At 39.0% G+C, this 16,286-nt stretch carries 17 protein-coding genes and 1 pseudogene; all 18 read right to left on the bottom strand.

Annotation, left to right across the window (positions count from 1 at the left end; genetic code table 11):
* Positions 1 to 751: 751 nt before the first annotated feature.
* The gene (locus tag ACYRYG_RS01310) at positions 752 to 1,246 is read right to left on the bottom strand and encodes a hypothetical protein (protein ID WP_460197386.1); all 495 of its coding nucleotides are present in this window, start codon (positions 1,244 to 1,246) and stop codon (positions 752 to 754) included.
* A 158-nt stretch (positions 1,247 to 1,404) separates the two neighbouring features.
* Positions 1,405 to 2,043, bottom strand: coding sequence for an N-acetyltransferase (locus tag ACYRYG_RS01305; RefSeq protein WP_460197385.1), 639 nt, complete (start codon positions 2,041 to 2,043; stop codon positions 1,405 to 1,407).
* Positions 2,044 to 2,061: 18 nt separating this feature from the next.
* Positions 2,062 to 2,229 (bottom strand): hypothetical protein, encoded by a 168-nt coding sequence (locus ACYRYG_RS01300; RefSeq protein ID WP_460197384.1) that lies wholly within the window; start codon positions 2,227 to 2,229, stop codon positions 2,062 to 2,064.
* A gap of 299 nt (positions 2,230 to 2,528) precedes the next feature.
* Complete coding sequence (locus ACYRYG_RS01295; RefSeq protein ID WP_294076427.1) at positions 2,529 to 3,881, bottom strand: ATP-binding protein; 1,353 nt, start codon at positions 3,879 to 3,881, stop codon at positions 2,529 to 2,531.
* Positions 3,882 to 4,243: 362 nt separating this feature from the next.
* Positions 4,244 to 4,585: pseudogene (locus ACYRYG_RS01290) on the bottom strand (HigA family addiction module antitoxin).
* 261 nt (positions 4,586 to 4,846) lie between these two features.
* Positions 4,847 to 5,203, bottom strand: coding sequence for a hypothetical protein (locus ACYRYG_RS01285; protein ID WP_294076429.1), 357 nt, complete (start codon positions 5,201 to 5,203; stop codon positions 4,847 to 4,849).
* An 82-nt stretch (positions 5,204 to 5,285) separates the two neighbouring features.
* On the bottom strand, positions 5,286 to 5,468 hold the full coding sequence (locus ACYRYG_RS01280; protein WP_294076431.1) for a hypothetical protein: 183 nt from the start codon (positions 5,466 to 5,468) through the stop codon (positions 5,286 to 5,288).
* A 313-nt stretch (positions 5,469 to 5,781) separates the two neighbouring features.
* Positions 5,782 to 6,387, bottom strand: a complete 606-nt coding sequence (locus ACYRYG_RS01275; RefSeq protein ID WP_460197383.1) for a hypothetical protein — start codon at positions 6,385 to 6,387, stop codon at positions 5,782 to 5,784.
* A complete protein-coding gene (locus tag ACYRYG_RS01270; protein ID WP_293426841.1) occupies positions 6,384 to 7,085 on the bottom strand; it encodes a DUF3800 domain-containing protein in 702 nt (233 codons plus the stop codon). The genes ACYRYG_RS01275 and ACYRYG_RS01270 overlap by 4 nt, the downstream gene beginning before the upstream one ends.
* An 83-nt stretch (positions 7,086 to 7,168) precedes the next feature.
* Entirely contained in the window at positions 7,169 to 7,372 is a 204-nt protein-coding gene (locus ACYRYG_RS01265; protein ID WP_460197382.1) for a hypothetical protein, read from the bottom strand.
* Positions 7,373 to 7,687: 315 nt separating this feature from the next.
* Positions 7,688 to 8,857, bottom strand: coding sequence for a nucleotidyltransferase domain-containing protein (locus tag ACYRYG_RS01260; protein ID WP_460197380.1), 1,170 nt, complete (start codon positions 8,855 to 8,857; stop codon positions 7,688 to 7,690).
* Positions 8,854 to 9,027, bottom strand: a complete 174-nt coding sequence (locus tag ACYRYG_RS01255; RefSeq protein ID WP_460197379.1) for a hypothetical protein — start codon at positions 9,025 to 9,027, stop codon at positions 8,854 to 8,856. Before ACYRYG_RS01255 ends, ACYRYG_RS01260 begins: the two co-directional genes overlap by 4 nt.
* A gap of 217 nt (positions 9,028 to 9,244) precedes the next feature.
* Positions 9,245 to 10,951 (bottom strand): AIPR family protein, encoded by a 1,707-nt coding sequence (locus tag ACYRYG_RS01250; RefSeq protein ID WP_460197378.1) that lies wholly within the window; start codon positions 10,949 to 10,951, stop codon positions 9,245 to 9,247.
* Between the two features lie 346 nt (positions 10,952 to 11,297).
* Positions 11,298 to 11,579, bottom strand: a complete 282-nt coding sequence (locus ACYRYG_RS01245; RefSeq protein ID WP_460197376.1) for a hypothetical protein — start codon at positions 11,577 to 11,579, stop codon at positions 11,298 to 11,300.
* Positions 11,580 to 11,694: 115 nt separating this feature from the next.
* Entirely contained in the window at positions 11,695 to 12,831 is a 1,137-nt protein-coding gene (locus ACYRYG_RS01240) for a nucleotidyltransferase family protein (protein WP_293426850.1), read from the bottom strand.
* Positions 12,832 to 12,834: 3 nt separating this feature from the next.
* Entirely contained in the window at positions 12,835 to 13,950 is a 1,116-nt protein-coding gene (locus tag ACYRYG_RS01235) for a glycosyltransferase family 4 protein (protein ID WP_460197374.1), read from the bottom strand.
* A 67-nt stretch (positions 13,951 to 14,017) separates the two neighbouring features.
* A complete protein-coding gene (locus ACYRYG_RS01230; RefSeq protein WP_460197373.1) occupies positions 14,018 to 15,085 on the bottom strand; it encodes a radical SAM protein in 1,068 nt (355 codons plus the stop codon).
* Between the two features lie 127 nt (positions 15,086 to 15,212).
* Positions 15,213 to 16,250, bottom strand: coding sequence for an acyltransferase family protein (locus tag ACYRYG_RS01225; RefSeq protein WP_460197372.1), 1,038 nt, complete (start codon positions 16,248 to 16,250; stop codon positions 15,213 to 15,215).
* Positions 16,251 to 16,286: the final 36 nt, after the last annotated feature.

Genomic DNA, 16,286 nt, shown 5'->3' with positions numbered 1-16,286 from the left:
TCTGAAAAGGAGACTTCTTGCTTCTGATTCGCCATATCTAAAGGATTAAAGGATTTATACTGTGGCAAAGATACAAAAAATCCCTTTTCATTCCCTTTGGCGAAAGACAATCATGTACGTTTCATATCTTTAACATTTGATTATACGTGTCTGATCCCCTTTGTCATCTGCAAAGATACGCAAAATGTGACACAAAATGTGACACATTAATGATATTTTAAACTACTTTAACCATACAAATGTTAATTAAGATTTACAAAAACCCTTCAAATAAGGCATTCAGTGCTTTTTAGTTTACAATAATTAACATAGTTGGATTTCCAGCGGAATCACAACACACAAAAGCTAGCTACCTGTGAATCAAGTAGTTAGCTTTATTATTAAAAAAGATAGGGCACATTTAGGTCACAATAGATATAAAAACAGTGCTCACAGACTTTTTTAGATCGCTTTCTTTATAGTAAACCTTACCTGCGCCCAGCCTGTAATTCCGGGTTTTGCGAAATAGCGCACCATTATTTGGAAATAAGCCAGGAGTAGACTTCCGCATGCTTGAGCATATGCGGACTGAGCTCTACAATTGACATTGTACCGGTAAGCCAATGACCTCCGTATAAACCCATGTGCAAACGTTCAGGAGCAACAGATCCGAAACGATTGCCAGGCCTCTTAGCAGACTACCGTTCCGGTTGCTCATTTCATTAACTTATAGCATCAAAAAGTGTTTGTGTTTTTTCTCTATATCGTACCGTTACAATAAAGTAAAAGTCATGTCCTTTCCCTGCACGGCCGGCATCCTGTATACCGCCTCGCTGCCATCCTTCTTCATGATAAACAGCGAGCGCGGACGTTCACCAGCCAGACTGTCGCCAGGCAGGATACGGTACCATGCATTGACATACCCGCAGTTGAACCGTGAGCAGATATATGACCTGATCACTTTCCCCTCCCGCCGGTCATTGATGAGGCGAGGAAGCCACGGGCATCGTTTAAATTGGATATGTATCTCCTTATCATTCTTCATGATTTCCTTCAACGCATCATAGTATTTGCCGTCGGAGTCCTGTATCTCATACTGTCCATGGGGCGGATAGAACAAAATATCATGAACAGACCTGGCGTCAAAGTAATAATGCGGATGAATATATCCGACATTGAAACCCGTCAATGTCATTTCATACGCAAGCATACTCCGCTGTTTCTGTGACATACCCTTTATCTTCCGCCAAATTTCTTCGTATGTCATTTTCCTGATTCTGTTATTCGTTTCCCCCTTGAATTTCGCTAATCTCCCAGTGTCTTCCGAGAAACGATCTGTACCAATTGATGTACATACCGTATCAGCAGGGTACTCCAAGTATTAATGATATAGAGTTACCGAAGAACAATACAAACTTATTATTTCTAAAGTTTGGGTTTCTCCACTATATCCGTATACATCAAATCAAGGAACATCAACCGAGTATGAAGTGTTTCTCCTTCTTCGATATGAGTAGCCTCTCGCTCATCATATTCTGACGTATAAAGGAACTTGAATTTGTTGCGGAGATAGAAATTCAAAACATTTTCCTTATTGTAAGCATCCACTACAAGGAATCGGCAACCGGTTTTATTATCTTCATCAATAAACCAAGTCTTAACGTAATTGATTACTTGTTGTCCTACAAATAAATTCTTTCCTTGAAAGGGCTTATTCACGCCCAATCTTCCAAGGAGAACAGCTGGATAAGAGCGAAGATGCTTTGGTCCGGGGACCTTGCGTTGAACTCTATTAGTAGAACTCTTAGGAATAAAGGTAGTCTTCACACTATCGTTGGACACAGTGAAGAATGCTACTACCTGTGTGTGGTCACCGTTGTTATCAATGAAGCAATATGTCTTGCCAAGTCGTTCTTTAGCATATAGCAATGCTCCATTATGAAAAAAGTCCTCAAGATCCGTATCGCCTTCGCTGTTTCCACAATGAAACGGTAACGCTGCAAGTTCTTCAGACAATGGATAGAACTCACAGCGTTCAATAATATCGTAGTCAAATGAACTCATTTGTCTACTATTCTTAGCTTACTTAATAACAAGTTTGCGCGAACGCTCCTGCATACGCTTGATAGCCTGTCGCATATCCTCTGTAATAATAGTATGCCTCCTGGCAGAGACATTTTCTGCCAGCCTATTGAACCGTTCAGCAGCTTTACCCGTAAGAACCGGTATTGGTTTAATTACTATAGCCATATACTATCTATTTTTTGCAAAGTTAGCAAAAAGTTTTGATCACACCACCAATCTTGCCACTATTTCATCAAAGAAAACGCAAAAATGATATTAGTTCGTACCCAATTGATGTACATACCGTATCAGATAGGCACTCCAAAGTGCTCCAGACTTTGAGTTAAGAGTAAAATTGAAAAGATTGGAATGGGTTGACTAATTGGCCGGGTATCATATTATTGTCTTCCGTATTGTAGAGAAAGAGCAGTCTATCAAAGACTTTTGTACTCACCATAATTCCTTCTACGATTCATCCTTTGCCGTTACTTCCTTAGCCCGCTCAGGTCCGCCTTATAGGTCAATGGAGAAGACTGCTCCTTTTGAAGGAACATGGTCATATAGACCGGCAGATAAACCAGTTTGCCTTTGACCCTGACGTTATCATTACACAGCACATAGGCCATGGGAATACCGTATTGTTCATCTGCCATCACGTGTGTCAATGCATTATGACGATCATAGTCCTTACCCGACTTGACTTCGACTGGCACCGTATAGCCGTTCAGTTCAAAAATAAAGTCCAGCTCACCCTGTTTCTTGCTGTTGAAATAATAAAGTTCAAAACCGTGTGTATGAAGTTCCTCAGCCACAAAGTTTTCAAAGACAGATCCGAAATTGATATTCTTTTCGCCATTCAATATCCTGAGTTGCAAACCGGCAGCATACAGGCAAGCCAGCAGTCCCACATCATTTTGGAAAAGTTTGAAAAGATTCCTCGAACGCACCAGTTTCAGTGGCGGAACTGGCTCCTCCACATTATAGGTTGGCAACGCCACTCCTGCATGGCTCATCCACAAGAAACTGCTTTCATAGCGGCTGAACTTCAGGTTCTCGTTGATATCCTTCAGGATAAAACGTTTGTTCTTGGCATTCAGTTCTGATGGAATCAAATCGAAGATATCATTCAAATAAAGTTTGTCATCCGGGGCATATTGGGATATATCCAGTTGATATAACCGGATAATGGCCCGTTGTTCTGCCATTACCTCCTGCAGGTTATTCGTATCCAGATACTTCTGTACAGCAGCCGGCATTCCGCCCACTACCAGATAAAGTCGAAAGAGCTGCATCAGACGCCCGTGAATCACTTCATCCACAGGTTTCCTGTCGGTAAAGCACTCGCGAAGTTGGTCCACAATTCTACGGGCAACGCCCAATGCATCCAGGAATTCTTCAAAATCTATGGGAAACATGCTTTTTATGTCTATATATCCCACCGGAGCTGAAGAAAGGCTTTTCAATTCCACCCCAAGCAGGGAACCGCTCATAATATACCGATAGCTCCCTTCATCTACAAGAAATTTCATGGCAGTGACTATCTCCGGGCATTTCTGGACCTCATCAAAGAAGATCAGGGTCTTGCCTCTTATAAGAGGCTGGTCCGTAAAAGCACTCAAGCGCAGCAACAGATCATCGCCGCTGACTGCATTCTTGAAAATGCTGACAGCTTCGGGCATATTCACGAAATTAATTTCGATAAAACTCTTAAAATTAGAATGGCCAAATCTTCGGATGGAATACGTCTTACCCACCTGACGGGCATCATCAACCAGAAGGGCCTTATCCGTATGCCTGTAATAATGCTCTATATAAGAATCGATTTTGCGCTTAATCATATACTGTCCGTTTTTACAAGGCAAATATAAGTTATTTTGTCCGCTTTTCCAAGATTCGTGTAATTTGCTTGTACCAGTCCCTTTTCGTAGACACTAGAAATAATTTTTAAAGATTTAAATTTTTAAAAGTAGACATATATGTTATTTTTAGCTTCTTTTATTTTACAAAAGTAGACATTTCAGATTAAAAAGTCTCTTTTTCTTTGTTAAAAGTGGACATGTACCAGTTCCTTTTCGTGGATGCTCATATCGTCTTAACGAAAAAGACACCGATTTTGTTGACCGATGCTATAAAACATCAATATCCTTGCTGAATAGGAAGAAAAAGACCGCATTTGAATGACATTAATATCCTTTCCCATCTACAACACCGCAGCACTTTTCCTTATGTTTTCCAAACGTTTGAGGAAGGATTTATCATAACAGGCCTTCTGCTTGTCATAATCCACCTGCAAGCCAATCCAGGTGTCAGCATCAATTCCGAGCGCAGCCCCCAGAAGGAGGGCATATTCAATAGTCACAGAGCGTTTGGCGTTAAGCATTTCATTGAGAACAGACATAGAAATACCCATATCAGCGAGTCTTTTCTACGTCATTCCACGACTTTCTATTTCATCCTTAATCATTTCACCCGGATGCATCAGGTTCGATGACTCCAGGTTGTTTGCTATCATTCTTGGATCAACACCTTTCAGCGTAATCATACTTCTATGATTTGTTTTACCTGTTCCACAACCATGCCAGGAAGTCTTTACGGCCAACTCCCATTGTTCTGAGGTTTGACTTGACAATAAATTCAGGAACAGGATCAATATGGGTTTGCAAGATAACAGGACGGAGACATCCTTTTTTTATCCATTTTTCATGACCGTCACCACGCTTCTGTTTGCTTTTTGACCAACCTTCGTAAGCAAGATAGTTCCGGAATGTGGAAAGGGGAATATTGCTTAACTTGTACGAATTTATTAGCAGTAAGCTTCAACCTCAATACTTGTCTTCACGAAATGGGACTTTTCCATAACGGAATCCATCAAATGATCTTTTTCAAGTAGTTCTTTGAAATCTGGTTCTGACCACTTACTTTGATCTGCGGTCCAACCATGCTTTTTAAGGTCTTCATCAAGGGTTTTATTGCTGGTCTGTGTATTCAGCCAGTCTTGGAGGATCCAGTCAAAATCTTTCTTGGCTCCCTCTTCCGTTATGTCATAGCCAGACAGGTCAAGAGATGGACAGTAAACTACCCATGACTTTCCATCTTTGAAAATGAACACTGAAACTTTGATGCTCACCTTGCCTTGATCTATTTTGATGTAATTTCTCATTCCTGGGCAAATATAAGCAACTTTATCTTACTTTCCAAATCTTTCACAGTAAAATTAAGTCGTTATATTCGAATGATTTCCTCTATAACACAATGACCAAAATGGTCACCATACAGACAGACTTCGATGGCGAATAGACCTTCTTGTAATCCGACAACCATTTATAATCAACACCGTTATCCGTGCAGTACTTCCGCAGGCTCCTGCCGTTGCGGTTCTGGTTGAAACCCTGCATCACGCTTTCAAAATATTCTTTTGTCTCCATATTTGATAATGTTTGAAATACAGAGGCAAAGATACTCTGAAATTCTTTATGATTGACCTACAATCCAAGTGGTGGTTTACGATAAAGTCAAAGAAATGATCCATGTATATTCCCTGTTAGATTCTGTTAGTACCCAATTCCTATACGTATATTTCTTTAGGATTAAAATGGCACAATTTTTCAAATTAGTTAGGCATAAATATATAAAGATAAATAAATCTTTAATAATATTAAACTGGTGTGATATATTTTTGTTTATTCAATAATTTAGGTTAACTTTGCATTATCTCATCAACCATTGTTGTTGAAAGAGTTACGGGGTCGTCTGATATTCAGACGGCCCTTGCTTTTTTCGATTCATGATCTCTTTAGCCAGTGAATAGAGCGTATATTGCTTTCTACCAATCGTTGTCTTCCACTTTTCATACTCCTTTTGTTTCTTTTCTATTTCATGATGGAATTCACCACAGAATGCTGTCCAAGGTAAGATGTACCCATTTCGAACATCAAGCACGATGAAATAGTTATTCTCCCATTGCTTATCTACGGTATCATCTTCTACTTCAAGCCAAATACATATTCTTGTTTTGCCTTTTCTCTCTTCTTCCCAGAATTTCAAAGAAAATTTTTCTGTATTCTCTATTCCAGGCTTACACCAAGGCATTCTTTCACATCGACGTAAATCAGGAGTTCTATTGGCCTCATCCATACCTTTATGGGTCATGTGATAAAATGTATAAGCTCTATCTTGATATAAGGGATTAAATTTTAATTTGAAGACAAGATCTCCCACTTTAGGCTTATGGTCAATAAAATCATGCTTGAAGATTTGATAAACAGCATCTATATAACGGTGATAATCTCCACCATAATCATTAAGATAGATTTTTGGGGGTAATTTTTGGGCAGATACACTCATTGCTTATTTCTTCCTTTCCATATAAAGATATTAACCTTGTTCTCCCTCAAAAGAGTAGACTTCGTCAATGAATAAGTTGACTTGCTTTTCATTTGACTAATTAATTCAAGCTTTGCAGAACTTGTTGTTAATCCTCTATTAGTATACATAACGGCACCTATTAAAAAATCAGACAGTTCAATCAGTTCAACCTCATGAGACTTGACTTGTTGAATTTTATTAATGCAGTTCTTATTAAAATCTAAAGCATTATTACAAAGTACATCTCGAAGTCTTTCAACCTTTTTACCACCTTGAGTATCCTTAATATCCAAATAAATATTATATGTATTTATGGGATCTATAAGAGCTTTAAGCATGTCAAAATACATCTTGTAATAAAACTGGTCATGGGTTTGCAGATAGTCCTCATGATGAAGTTGGCTTTTATCAGGAACAACTAATGCTCTAAAATGCAAATCGCTATTATTGAAAAAATAAGCCATTACGTCTTCGTAATACGCCAGCTTCGACATAGAAACCGCATTCCATTTTAATTCATTAGTCAGTTTAAGGCCATGCTTCGACTTTAAATTCCTCAGTTCTCTGAAGGCCTTGTCTTTCGCATCTTTAGGACACCAAACTCCTCCTAAAACCATTACTTTGATACCATCACGTTCAAGATGACAACTTTCATCACAATATATATTGTATTCCATTAGTAGTAATCAGACTATAATTTCACATAAGATTTTCATAATAGAAAAGAACGAGAATGACAAGGAAGCATAGACAATACGCATCACCCATGATTGATATCAGGACAACAATGTGCACATCCATCAGCATCAGCATAATATCTCTTGGCCTCCGTCAATGCATCTTTATCGGAATAAAACTCACCTAAATACGTTACATTTGAGGGCATCCAATAGCACCCCTCTTTATGAACTTCATGATTGTAACCATTACCATCTTGTTGCCGATTGTTAACGTAATACTTCATGATCATAAGACTTATTGATTAATTCTATTTGTTTTTCTTAGCAGCTGATCAGATTAGGTGAAGGGTTGTCGGACGAGGGGGACTGAAACAAGAACGACAAAGAGGTGATTCACAGCCGTGGTGTTTCAGTAGATCAACGGTTCAAAGATAGTAAATAAAATGGAAATGAACAATGATTTGTCGTGTTTTTTATGGAAAATAGAATCAATCAATAGAAACAATTGTTTTTGTTGATTCAATCGAAGCCCTGCAAGGTAAGGTGGCCAATAACAAGGCGGTGAAATGATATACGGATACGATTCGGGACCTTCCACGTCAGGCGCTCTTCCCTATCCTCCACAGGAAATGCCAGGTACGGAACAGGGGTTCACTGAGGGCCTCAGAAGGATACAGACGGATGAAATGGAGGTTACGGTAGATCTTCAGGAAATACTTCTTCACCATGCCCTGACGGGTAAAATGGTCATACTTCGTAAAGAACTTCCCGAAATTGCCCCCGCCCAGGACTTCACTCAGGAGCAGCTGCCCCCGCTTCCGGTCCACAGGTACCAGCATCCGGTCATCCCGCAGACCGAATACTACGGACAAGACGTACATGACGGCCCCGGCAAAATGATACAGCCCCAGATACCGGAGTTGACGGGCATATTCCTCCCCATCCCATTCCTGCTTTCCCCTGGTCAGCACATAATAGTAATCCATGAGTTGCCGGAGGCCCACGCCCTCATCGAAGAAATGATGATAGATATGGGACAACTGGTAGATGCTGTTAAAGGCAGAAGTAGGCACAGCCACCCTCCCTGCACCATCCGGCAGATCGACAAAATTGGAAAACTGGGCCTCCGCATTCTTCTCAAACCACCGCTGAAGTCTGCGGTTATACCACAGCGCATTCATCGGGCAAGGAGTGAAATGCAATTCCAGAGGAACGCCCCTTGCCGAGTCGAACCCGATATGATGATACCAAAGTTTCGTGTTTCCAGTAAACCGATGGACATACCTGATGATCCGATCTCTGCGCCCTCTCAGGCCCACGCTCCGGTCAAGTCCGCCTCCCTTGTTCACGTCCAAGCCGGAAGAGACAGGCCACACCCAGATGTCTATATCCCCCGGCATCCGGGCATACACATCCGGGTACAACAGTGCATTCCCCTGTCCTTTCAGGATACAGCCAGCCAGCCCGTCCCCGGCAAACTTCGTCCACACCCTTACAGCCTCAGCATTCAGTCTGATATTCTGTTTCCGGATCTGTTCACTGGCCGAGAGCCACTGCAACAGGATCCCCTCAGGCGGAGCCATTTCCTTCGGCAGTCGCCGGATCCCGTCAAACAACACCCCTACCAGCGCCTGTTTCCGGGCAAAGGCAAACAGCCCCCTCCAGTCCATATCCCGGAACTCCTCCTGAGGCACTGCCGTGCTGTCCATCGAGAAACGGAGAAAAACGAAGAAAAAGTCAAACATATTTCCAGAGATATTCATGATCATAGGTGAACACAACAGAAATGGTTATTATGGACATTTGGGACGATAATCTCGTAATCCAACAGCCATTTGTAATCAACTCCGTTATCCGTGCAGTACTTCCGCTGGCTCCTGCCGTTGCGGTTCTGGTTGAAACCCTGCATCACGCTTTCAAAATATTCTTTTGTCTCCATATTTGATAATGTTTGAAATACGGTGGCAAAGATAATTAGAAATTTTTTACGATTGACTTACGTTCAAGTGGTGGTTTACATTATTTAGGGCCCGCTGATTACCTATCATGTTTATATCACCATATGAATCAAAATAAAAGTCCAAAGAAACGATCAATTGTGGCTGTTTGAAGAATAATTATTTCAGATTTAAATATCCTGGACAATAAAAGATTTCTTAATCTTCTAAATCCATTTTGGAAATCACCTTATTAATAAAATCTGAACTTTTTGCCACTCTGCTATTTCTTCCAGCTTCATTATAAGCTTCAAAAACAAGTTGTTCCGAATTATTTACCTCTTCCTCTGTCAAACTCTTATAATCAAAAGTCTTTAAATTTTCAAATGTTATGTTCTTAGAGTTTAATCTTTTTGCAACTACTGCATAAATAACATAAAATAGTATATCATTCTTTTCTGGTTGCGGCAATTCAGAGGTCATCACAATACTTTTTATATATTTTCCAATTCTGGCGACATTATAGTATGATTCTAAATCATGAGGATTTTCATAGAGTTCTTTGTACGTTTCATCGTCCGTAAGTAATGTGGAAGGTCTTGCACGCGCAAAATCCGGTTTTTTTAGAATTAAAGTTATTAAACACTGCGCTAAAAAAGAAACACCAATAATATCCGATGTCTTCTTTTTTTGGTTTTTATAGTAATTTTTCCGTCTATCATAATATAGCCCTCTACTTTTAAAATACAATTCTATCTGAAGATGAATAGTATCAGTAACTCTTAAAGAATATTTTGGAATACTAGTCTGATTATTTGTTGCAAAAATTACTTTATCCCTAGATGTTTCATCTTCTGGTTTTAAAATACGAATTAAAATATTCCGTTTTTCAGACTTTAGCAATTCTAACGAGCTTGAATAGAAATTAAATATTTCCCTTGAAGTTTGTAAGCCATTCACTATTTCTGGATTTTTAATTTTCAAAGATCTATTTGTCATAGGAATAAGCTCTGACGCTATAATAGTCACACCATTATTTAGCCACCAGAAGTCTTCCTTAGATGGTTCTTCCAAAGTTTTTGCAATGCTAGAATTAACACTATTGTTTCCTTGATAATCGCGGACATTTGCTTCAAAAATACTATTTCTCAAGCCTCTATTATCATCTGTAATAAAATTAAAATAAGTAGCTAAATTAACAAGAGCAACATATTCATTAGCAGCCAACGATATAGGCTGATCTGAAAACTCTAAGACATCAGTATAGTCATTATCTGTGTTATACAGATTCATCAATCTATCAGCTCCTAAAAATTCTACAGAAACTATGGAAGAAGGGTATATGGCTTTAACTTTACTTATCAATTCTTCTTTTTGCTGCAAGACATTAGGATGTATATTTTGAGGGGCCAAAGAAGCATAATAATAAGATATATGAATTTTTATTTTATATCTAATAAATTTCGTTATAATATCACCAAAAAATTTAAATTTATCAAGAATGCTTTCTGCATATCTGGTTTTGTAATTATCTAATGAATCAATGGTCAGCAAGTTTTCAGACACAGTCTTCCATCGTTGTATTGCATCTTCCCCAAAAGAAAATTGTTCTTTAGATTGAATTATTTTTATTTCTATTTCTACAACAGTACCTCTTCCAACTTCTAAAGTTTCTAATTGATCAGAAGTTACAGCTTCGCCATTTATAAATATATAGATGGCATCACAGCCTCCATCATTTCCACCTCCTGTTATTCCTTCAAGGATTTCATCATCACTAAGATTTAGTGTCTTAAGAATTTGATTCGCAGTAAAATATTCAAAAAAACTATTTTCTTCTTTATAATTATCTTTATTTTCTTCAAACTCTTGAGCTACAATTTCTTTTAAGAGTTTCTGATTATTTGTTAACAATCTATTAGTCATAATCTCTTAGGTTTATTAATTATTTTATTTTTTAAGTGTCAAATTGTATGAGTAGAAAATCTTCTGATTGAGAAATACTCTTCTTCCCCTTGGTATGTGTCCAATTTATATCTCCTAAAAAACAGGATTATACTCAAGGTTACTATGGTCGGAGGCATACTCTAACAGAATTATAGTTCAAAGATAGTAAATAAAATGGAAATGGACAATAATTTGTCGTGTTTTTTATGGAAAATAGAATCAATCAATAGAAACAATTGTTTTTGTTGATTCAATCGAAGCCCTGCAAGGTAAGGTGGCCAATAACAAGGCGGAATGATACGGATACGATTCGGGACCTTCCACGTCAGGCGCTCTTCCCTATCCGCCACAGGAAATGCCAGGTACGGAACAGGGGCTCACTGAGGGCTTCAGAAGGATACAGACGGATGAAATGGAGGTTACGGTAGATCTTCAGGAAATACTTCTTCACCCTGCCCTGACGGGTAAAATGGTCATACTTCGTAAAGAACTTCCCGAAATTACCCCCGCCCAGGACTTCACTCAGGAGCAGCTGCCCCCGCTTCCGGTCCACAGGTACCAGCATCCGGTCATCCCGCAGGCCGAATACTACGGAAGAAGTTAACAAATATTGTATCTTCCTTAACAACTTGACTGTCTATCCTACAGAAACTATTAATCATGAAAATTGATCTTTGATGCTATTCGTGAGATTAACATCATTGTTTTTTCTCTTTTCAGACTTAGTATTTCCACAGTTTAAATTTCCTCCACCAGAAATGACAGACACGGACTATAGGCTCCCAAAACACTTCACTCGGATAACTCGTAAAGAAACGCATATTCCTGTTATACCTCCGTAAAGCATGTCTTACCTGATAAGACGTGGTATGCACCCTGCCTCCCAACTTTTTTAGTCTTGGGTCAAAATGTCCGAAGTTCCCCGCCGTCATGATCTCCGAAAGCAGGAACTCTCCATCTTTCTTTGACGGATCAATAATCATATAGTGCTCTTCCAACCCGAATACTTTATGTAAGACGTACATCAACGCAGAAGCAATCTTCCTTAACCCGAAATGAGACAACCATTTGTTTATCTCCTCCATCTCCGCAGGCGACAACTCCGCCACTGTAGAAATAAGCAGAAAATAATAATCAAGAACTTGTCTCAGGCCGATACCCTCATCCAGCAGGTGACGATAGATATGTATCAGTTGGAAAATAATATTATATACTGGCCTCAGCATCGGGATAGTAATATCCTTGTCTATGGTCTGTATGTTTGTACATTCTCCCCGATGATTATCAAACCATTTCTGCAAACGATAATTCCTTAAAGGATCATTCAGAAAGGTAGGCCGAAAATGAACCTCAACAGGTATACTGTCAACTGGAATCAGTTCCGCATGAAGATAAGCCAGCGACTTGATCACCTTCTTTTTCTCCAAGAGAAGTATTGTCTGCTTTACAGGGTCCGCTTTATTACCTTTTGGATATACCCATATATCAATATCACCGGGATTCCTCCTGGAACGAAGATTCTCAGGATAATAAAAACGGTTTGTTTGACCTTTCAAGATACAACTATCATACCCCAATTGTGTGAAGTCTTTGCACAGCCTCCCACATTCCTCATCCATCTCCGAGTTTTTCAACTCTATATTATGTGTATATCCGAACCAAAGCATAATCATGTTTTTGTCCGGCATTTGTTCCTTTGGCAAAGCTTCTACACCAGAAAAACAGACAGCCATAAGACTCTGCTGGTTCGAAATCTCACATAATACTTTCCATTCTTCGAAAGACGGAGTAACATCCAAATGATTCCGCTTACTGATAGCAACCTGGATGAGTTGAAAGAAAAGTTGTGTAATATCCACTTGTTATTTTTCCAATTGATGATATACCTCAACCACTTGTTCTGCGATCTTGTCCCAGTCATACTTACTCATATCATACTTCACATGTTCCAGCGGATGCGTTATTATCTGTTTCAATTTGGATGCCAATTCCCCCACATTACCACAGTGAAAGTAATCCGAATCAGGGAGACCGATCTCCTTGTTGGCCGGAATATCACTGACCAAGACCCTCACACCATAACTCATTGCCTCCAATAGAGCAATAGGAAGACCTTCATGAGAAGAGGGCAGACAATAACAGCAGGTATTTGTCAACAGAGAATGAAGTTTTCTCCCCTTGACAAAACCAGTAAGTATTACCCCACTCTTTCTGGCCATTTCTTTCAAACCTCGAGAATAGTCATCTTCAAAATCCGTATCACCAGCCAATACCAATTTTATGCCACCAGGCTCACCAATTTTCAAATCTTTATTTCTTCTCAACTGGTTCATTGCTTCTACTAAGTGATGCAGATTCTTTTCCGGCACAAAACGGCACATACCCAAGACATACTTTCCTTTTTCAATACCTAATTCAGAAAAATACTCCGGATAATCACAAATCTCCGGTTTCGGTACCCCATTATAAATCAGGTGAACATGCTCAGTGCGCCCATACTTCTGAACAATAGAATCCTTGATTGCATGAGAGATGACTATCACTTCATCAGCATACTTCACTCCCATTCGCTCTCCTAATTTCAAGACTATCTTTGCAGCTTTCCCCCATTTATCCCGTTCATAATCAGCACCGTGGTGTGTAAACACCACCTTCATGCCCAAGGCTCGAGCCATTGGCGTCAACAATGCCGGCCCAATAGCATTGATATGCACCACATCAGCATGAAGAGTTTTCGCTTTTAAAATAGCCCTGAAAGTATGAATAATAGCCTCAAATGATTTCTTTCTTGGCGACGGAATCGTAACGAGTTTCACCCCTTTCCACTCCTTCAAATCATCCTGGACATAGTTTGAACGACGAATCAAAGTCACGTCAAAACCACGCGAAGCAATCCGAGGGAACAATTCCTCACAATGCGTTTCCACACCCCCCATGATATTCGGAATACCACGAGTGCCAGTCACAACAATTTTCATAAAGATATTTGGAAATAAGTTATTATCCTTACAATCAAAATAGCAAGGATAATAACTTAAGAAATGGTTACACTTTCTCTCTCAGATCACCTTGCCGTGGGTCCTGCCCAACGTCACACCATTTGGGATCAATGCATGCCGGTCTACCCTGCATACTGCGGAGTTTGTTATTCAAAGCCCATTTTGCCGGATATTTAACATACTTGTGCATTACAGGACTGGCAGTACCAACCATCCAGCAATTCTTCGGGCATTTTCGGACCATCTGACGCACATGCTGCGCCTGTTCCGACTCCCATATTTCCATAAACGGTTTCTCATGGATATTTCCCATGCTCTCTTTCCAGCACTTCTCTTCCATCCCGTTACAAGGATACACCTCACCCCAAGGATCAATAAAGAAGTTAGCCGTTCCAGCCTCACAAGGAAGCATCCTCCTGCCTCCTTCAATATAGTTGATCAGTCCCATGTTAAACCAGGCACGGAACCAACTCTTTGGACTGGACTCTTTAAGTTGCCAGTTAATCAACTGTCTGAAATCATCGCAAACCTCATCCTTATTCGTAATCACATTATCCTCCTTATGGAAATAATAGGAATTATGGAAAGCAGCAGTAGCAAATTCCATTCCCATAGCCTGAGACAACTGATAAAGACTCAGCATATCCTTGGAATTGTTATTTGATACCGTACAGCCAAAGCCAATGTCTTTCAGCCCCATGTGTTTCAGTTTAAGGAGAGTTCTCAATCCCTTATCAAAACCACCGGCATGACCACGTAATTCATCATTTTTCTGACTCAGGCCCTCAATGGAAATACGGATGCCGATATTTGGAAACTTCTTTGCCAATGCGATAACCCGATCCTCAAACCAACCAGAAGTAGAAATTACGATACGTGGTGCATGCTTGTAGCATTCCTCCACGATTTGATCCAAATCCTCACGGATGAATGGTTCACCACCCGTCAAGTTGATGAATTTCAATCTTGGCAGACATTTTAAGTCTTCAGGTTTCAGTTCTTCTTTTCTATTTGTCGGATTCTTCCAGATATTGCACATGACACACCGCATAGGACAGCGATACGTCAAAATGATTGATGCGTCCGTAGGACGCGGTATATTATTATTTGCCATAATTGTATATTATATATTTAAAAATTGGTAACATTCTACATTTTTAAATGTAGAAAAAATATCAAAATTCCTTCAAAATAATCATAGAAATATATCCAATTGACATATATTAGTAGCTATGAGAAAATTAACGAGACTTATATCTTAATTTTTTTACGATTGGTTTATCTATTGTATGAATCAAAGTACTTAATATTAAAGTCAATGTTACAGTAAATAAAATAAACCATCCAGAATTAAGACCACCACAATAATACGCGAGTGTATCAATCACTAGACCGTGACTAAGGTACACCTCGTAAGAAATATTACCAAGCCATAAACTAATACGATTATTGAAACGTCTGTTTGATGTAGCTGTAAAGAGGAACATGATAATCATAAATCCCAAGACAATCTTTAACATAAAAGCTCCCCAAAACCAGACAAACTTATATTTCAAATAAGCAACACCTATTAATGAGCATATAATACATAATATCAACGATTTAACCAATCTATGGTTATCCATCCATTTCTTTATTCTATCAAAATATCGATATAATAAGATTCCCCAAACTAATCCCATTCGTTCAAAACACCAACCAGACTTGGAACTAATATTAGTATAAGCAAAAATATAAAGACAAAAGCTAGACATTACCACACCAGCAATAAGCAATCCATCTCCAAGCCTCCAGTTATTAACAAACCATTTTCTTTTTATCCATTCTACAATATAGAACAATACACAAAATTGCAACAGCACAAAAACATATCCATTTATCTCGTATAAACTTTGCCAAAGAAGTAACCCCCGAATTGATGCAAAAATGAAAACTGTCACATTTACAAAAAGGACAGGTATCAGTAACGATATAAGTCGATTTCTCCAAAAGTGTTTAAGATAATTTTCTTTTTTTTCAGAACTCAATAGCATACCATAAGCCGAAATAAGAAAGAAAATTGTTACTGCTACATATCCAAAAGAAGAGATAGCATCCTGCAAACGATTACCATTATTAACAGAAATGTGAACATAAATAACTATCAAACAACAAAGTCCTTTCAATATTGTTGTATAATCCTTTGAGAAAAAATCGCCGTTCGATAATTTACTTCCTATAAGTGCTCTTGCACTTCCTAACAAAGGAGCAAGTAATGTAAGAATATAGCTGAAAATCATTTTTTAATATTAATAATTATAAAAGCAAGAAACATA

Source organism: Segatella asaccharophila, from assembly GCF_054687055.1.
This window is presented reverse-complemented; position numbering and strand designations above follow the sequence as displayed.